This is a genomic window from Corynebacterium yonathiae, assembly GCF_027570195.1.
Lineage (GTDB): Bacteria > Actinomycetota > Actinomycetes > Mycobacteriales > Mycobacteriaceae > Corynebacterium > Corynebacterium yonathiae.
The window spans coordinates 1-5,705 of the sequence record NZ_JAKMUZ010000031.1 but is presented as its reverse complement, the minus strand read 5'-3'; the positions used below and the strand labels follow the sequence as shown (position 1 = coordinate 5,705).

General features: G+C 52.7%; 3 rRNA genes. All 3 read right to left on the bottom strand.

What is annotated here, in order from left to right:
* Positions 1 to 11: 11 nt before the first annotated feature.
* Positions 12 to 129 (bottom strand): 5S ribosomal RNA (gene rrf / locus L8V22_RS11415).
* 138 nt (positions 130 to 267) lie between these two features.
* Positions 268 to 3,335 (bottom strand): 23S ribosomal RNA (locus tag L8V22_RS11410).
* Between the two features lie 475 nt (positions 3,336 to 3,810).
* Positions 3,811 to 5,328 (bottom strand): 16S ribosomal RNA (locus L8V22_RS11405).
* Together the 16S, 23S and 5S rRNA genes form the textbook arrangement of a ribosomal RNA operon.
* Positions 5,329 to 5,705 lie beyond the last annotated feature (377 nt).

Genomic DNA, 5,705 nt, shown 5'->3' with positions numbered 1-5,705 from the left:
TTGTTGTTTGGTGTCGGCGGTGACTTACTCTCCCACAACCTCCCGGTTGCAGTACCATCAGCGTGTGCAGGCTTAGCTTCCGGGTTCGGAATGGGACCGGGCGTTTCCCTGCAGCTATTGACCACCGACAAACATACGAAGCATTCCAACCCTTAGGTGTGCTTTCGGGTGTTGTGTCAGATACTGCATAGTGGACGCGGTCACGACAGTGACAATATTTTGTTTCTTCTTCTTGTTGTTTGTTTTGCCAGCACACATAGTGTGTGTTGGTGTTTGTTGTGGTCAATTAGTACCAGTAGCCTTCACACCTTGCAGTGCGTCCAGGTCTGGCCTATCTACCCTATCGTCTTTAGGGGACCTTAACGAAACCTCATCTTAAAACAGGCTTCCCGCTTAGATGCTTTCAGCGGTTATCCCTTCCGTACGTAGCCAACCAGCGATACCCCTGGCGGGATAACTGGCACACTAGAGGTACGTCCGTCCCGGTCCTCTCGTACTAGGGACAGCTTTCTTCAAGTTTCAACGCGCGCGGCGGATAGAGACCGAACTGTCTCACGACGTTCTGAACCCAGCTCGCGTGCCGCTTTAATGGGCGAACAGCCCAACCCTTGGGACCTACTCCAGCCCCAGGATGCGACGAGCCGACATCGAGGTGCCAAACCATCCCGTCGATATGGACTCTTGGGGAAGATCAGCCTGTTATCCCCGGGGTACCTTTTATCCGTTGAGCGACACCACATCCACAAGTAGGTGCCGGATCACTAGTCCCGACTTTCGTCCCTGCTCGACATGTCTGTCTCACAGTCAAGCTCCCTTGTGCACTTACACTCACCACCTGATTGCCAACCAGGCTGAGGGAACCTTTGGGCGCCTCCGTTACATTTTGGGAGGCAACCGCCCCAGTTAAACTACCCACCAGGCACTGTCCCCAACCCAGATCATGGGCCAAGGTTAGATGCTCAATCCGATCAGAGTGGTATTTCAACAACGACTCCACCACCACTAGCGTGATAGCTTCATAGTCTCCCACCTATCCTACACAAACCGAACCAAACACCAATACCAAGCTATAGTGAAGGTCCCGGGGTCTTTTCGTCCTGCCGCGCGTAACGAGCATCTTTACTCGTAGTGCAATTTCACCGGGCCTGTGGTTGAGACAGCAGAGAAGTCGTTACGCCATTCGTGCAGGTCGGAACTTACCCGACAAGGAATTTCGCTACCTTAGGATGGTTATAGTTACCACCGCCGTTTACTGGGGCTTAAATTCTCAGCTTCGCAGTCAAAGACTACTAACCGGTCCTCTTAACCTTCCAGCACCGGGCAGGCGTCAGTCCATATACATCAACTTAACGTCTTCGCATGGACCTGTGTTTTTGATAAACAGTCGCTTCCCTCTATTCTCTGCGACCCCACAACGCTTAACACCGCAAAGAGTGCTCACGCCATGAGGCCCCCCTTCTCCCGAAGTTACGGGGGCATTTTGCCGAATTCCTTAACCACAGTTCACCCGAACGCCTTAGTATTTTCAACCTGACCACCTGTGTCGGTTTCGGGTACGGGCCATACACACACATCGCTAGAGGCTTTTCTCGACAGTACAGGATCACCACCATCAACCCCAACGGGTCTACGCATCACGCCTCAACCACAATGCGTGGCGGATTTACCTACCACACGGTCTGCACGCTTACACCACCAATCCAATAAGTGGCGTGGCTACCTCACTGCGTCACCCCATCACTTGAACCACACATCAGGCCCCACGACATCAACACCACCAGACTTCAAAGAAGCCTAGCAGTGCATCCGCGGTGGTTAGTATCAGTGCTTTATCATGGGCGCGCATGTACGGGTACCAGAATATCAACTGGTTATCCATCGACTACGCCTGTCGGCCTCGCCTTAGGTCCCGACTCACCCTGGGAAGACGAACTTGACCCAGGAACCCTTAGTCATCCGGCGGATAGGATTCTCACCTATCAATTCGTTACTCATGCCTGCATTCTCACTCGCACACAGTCCACGCCTCCTTACGGTAACGCTTCAACCCATGCACGACGCTCCCCTACCCAACTAAAAAAGTTGCCGCGGCTTCGGCGGTGTACTTGAGCCCCACTGAATTGTCGGCGCAGAACCACTCGACCAGTGAGCTATTACGCACTCTTTCAAGGATGGCTGCTTCTAAGCCAACCTCCTGGCTGTCTTCGCGATCCCACATCCTTTTCCACTTAGTACACCCTTAGGGGCCTTAACCGGCGATCTGGGCTGTTTCCCTCTCGACTATGAAGCTTATCCCCCACAGTCTCACTGCCGTACAACACAATTAGTGGCATTCGGAGTTTGGCTGACATTGCTAAGATTGTAGTCCCGCTCAACCAACCAGTCGCTCTACCTCCACCAAGCTATAATACGACGCTGCACCTAAATGCATTTCGGGGAGAACCAGCTATCACGGAGTTTGATTGGCCTTTCACCCCTACCCACAGCTCATCCCCGCAGTTTTCAACCTACGTGGGTTCGCGCCTCCACAACCTCTTACAGCTGCTTCACACTGGCCATGGGTAGATCACCCCGCTTCGGGTCCAGGACATGCCACTTGACACCCCATTAGGATTCGGTTTCCCTACGGCTACCCCACACGGGTTAACCTCGCGACATGCCGCTGACTCGCAGGCTCATTCTTCAAAAGGCACGCCATCACACACAAACGGTGCTCTGACGGATTGTAAGCACATGGTTTCAGGAACTATTTCACTCCCCTCCCGGGGTACTTTTCACCATTCCCTCACGGTACTCATACACTATCGGTCACACTGAGTATTTAGGCTTACCGGGTGGTCCCGGCAGATTCACAGCAGATTCCACGAGCCCGCTGCTACTCGGGCAACCCAACAACCCACACATCATCATCTTCAGCTACAGGACTCTCACCTACTCCGGCAGGCCATTCCAAACCACTTCACCTAACAACAATGCGCAGACGCGGCAATGGTAGTCACCGCACATCAGGGCCCACAACACCGCACACACAACCCCTACCAGGTATCACATGCACACGGTTTAGCCTCATCCACGTTCGTTCGCCACTACTAGCAGAATCATTATTATTTTCTCCTCCTACGGGTACTGAGATGTTTCACTTCCCCGCGTAAACCCCCACAACAGCTATGAATTCACTGAAGGGTAACCCCACATAACCAGGGCCAGGTTTCCCCATTCGGACATCCTCGGATCAACGCTTAATTGACAACTCCCCGAGGCTTAACGCAGCCTTTCACGTCCTTCATCGGCTCAGCATGCCAAGGCATCCACCATGCGCCCTAAATAACGAACACACAAACCACCACACACAAAAAATGCACGCAGTGGCCACACAAGTGAACTTGACAAAAAATAAACACAAAGAAAAAAGAAATCACACAAACACACACAACACACCACACACAAAGCGCAGCATGCCCTACGTGTTTAATGCTCGCGTCCACTATACAGTTCTCACACAACACCCCAACCACAACCAGCACACACAAACCATGTCCACCAGCCAAATGGTCAGGCACAAAAAAGGGGGATAATGCCCCAGACACCCAACAATGCACCAACATACAAACAATTACTTTTCACTGTGCATGGACAACAGTGTGTCACAAAGCGCCATTCAAACACTCGGCCATGTCTTAAAGGTGTATCTTCCACCCGGAATTTTTAAACAAACAACGTTGGCAGCATGACACTCGCACACTCAACCAACCACCCACCACAACCGTGGCAGGCAAAGACACAACTGTGCCCAAAAATAAAGCTCCTTAGAAAGGAGGTGATCCACCCGCACCTTCCGGTACGGGTACCTTGTTACGACTTCGTCCCAATCGCCGATCCCACCTTCGACGGCTCCCTAACAAGTTTGGGCCACCGGCTTCGGGTGTTACCAACTTTCATGACGTGACGGGCGGTGTGTACAAGGCCCGGGAACGTATTCACCGCAGCATTGCTGATCTGCGATTACTAGCGACTCCGACTTCATGGGGTCGAGTTGCAGACCCCAATCCGAACTAAGGCCGGCTTTCAGCGATTCGCTCCACCTCACAGTGTCGCTGCGCGTTGTACCGACCATTGTAGCATGTGTGAAGCCCTGGACATAAGGGGCATGATGATTTGACGTCATCCCCACCTTCCTCCGAGTTGACCCCGGCAGTCTCTCATGAGTCCCCAACCAAATGCTGGCAACATAAGACAAGGGTTGCGCTCGTTGCGGGACTTAACCCAACATCTCACGACACGAGCTGACGACAACCATGCACCACCTGTACACCAGCCACAAAGGGAAACTACATCTCTGCAGCGATCCAGTGTATGTCAAGCCCAGGTAAGGTTCTTCGCGTTGCATCGAATTAATCCACATGCTCCGCCGCTTGTGCGGGCCCCCGTCAATTCCTTTGAGTTTTAGCCTTGCGGCCGTACTCCCCAGGCGGGGCGCTTAATGCGTTAGCTACGGCACGAAAGTCGTGAAAAGACCCTCACACCTAGCGCCCACCGTTTACGGCATGGACTACCAGGGTATCTAATCCTGTTCGCTACCCATGCTTTCGCTCCTCAGCGTCAGTAACTGCCCAGTAACCTGCCTTCGCCATCGGTGTTCCTCCTGATATCTGCGCATTTCACCGCTACACCAGGAATTCCAGTTACCCCTACAGTACTCAAGTTATGCCCGTATCGCCTGCACGCCCGGAGTTAAGCCCCGGAATTTCACAGACGACGCGACAAACCACCTACGAGCCCTTTACGCCCAGTAATTCCGGACAACGCTCGCACCCTACGTATTACCGCGGCTGCTGGCACGTAGTTAGCCGGTGCTTCTTATCTAGGTACCGTCACAAAAAGCTTCGTCCCTAGCGAAAGGAGTTTACAACCCGAAGGCCGTCATCCCCCACGCGGCGTCGCTGCATCAGGCTTGCGCCCATTGTGCAATATTCCCCACTGCTGCCTCCCGTAGGAGTCTGGGCCGTATCTCAGTCCCAATGTGGCCGTCCACCCTCTCAGGCCGGCTACCCGTCGCCGCCTTGGTAGGCCATTACCCCACCAACAAGCTGATAGGCCGCGAGCTCATCCTACACCGAAAAAACTTTCCAACCATCACACTAAAAATGGCTCCTATCCGGTATTAGACCCAGTTTCCCAGGCTTATCCCGAAGTGCAGGGCAGATCACCCACGTGTTACTCACCCGTTCGCCACTCGAGTACCCTGCAAGCAGGGCCTTTCCGTTCGACTTGCATGTGTTAAGCACGCCGCCAGCGTTCGTCCTGAGCCAGGATCAAACTCTCCACAAAAAAATTTCAGAACAACATCCGAAACAGGCCGTGAAAAGCCCGAAACCCAACAAAAGAACAAACCACCACAAACCACACAAAGGCTCATGCTGGCGTCCAAAAAATTACTACAAAGAAAAATAAACAGTTCCCTCAACCCGACGGGGAAAAAGAGGAAACCACAAAGTTGAACACAATCACATGCCAACCAATCCATCTCAATGCAGCCGAAACACCAAACAGCATTCAAAAAGGTACGTGTTCCACATACCCAACCGGCACACACCAACCAACAAGCACACAGGCCCATCGGCAGACAAACCAATCAACACACAACCATGCACACAAAAAATAAAAAGTACATTGGCACACTATTGAGTTCTCAAACATCATCACCA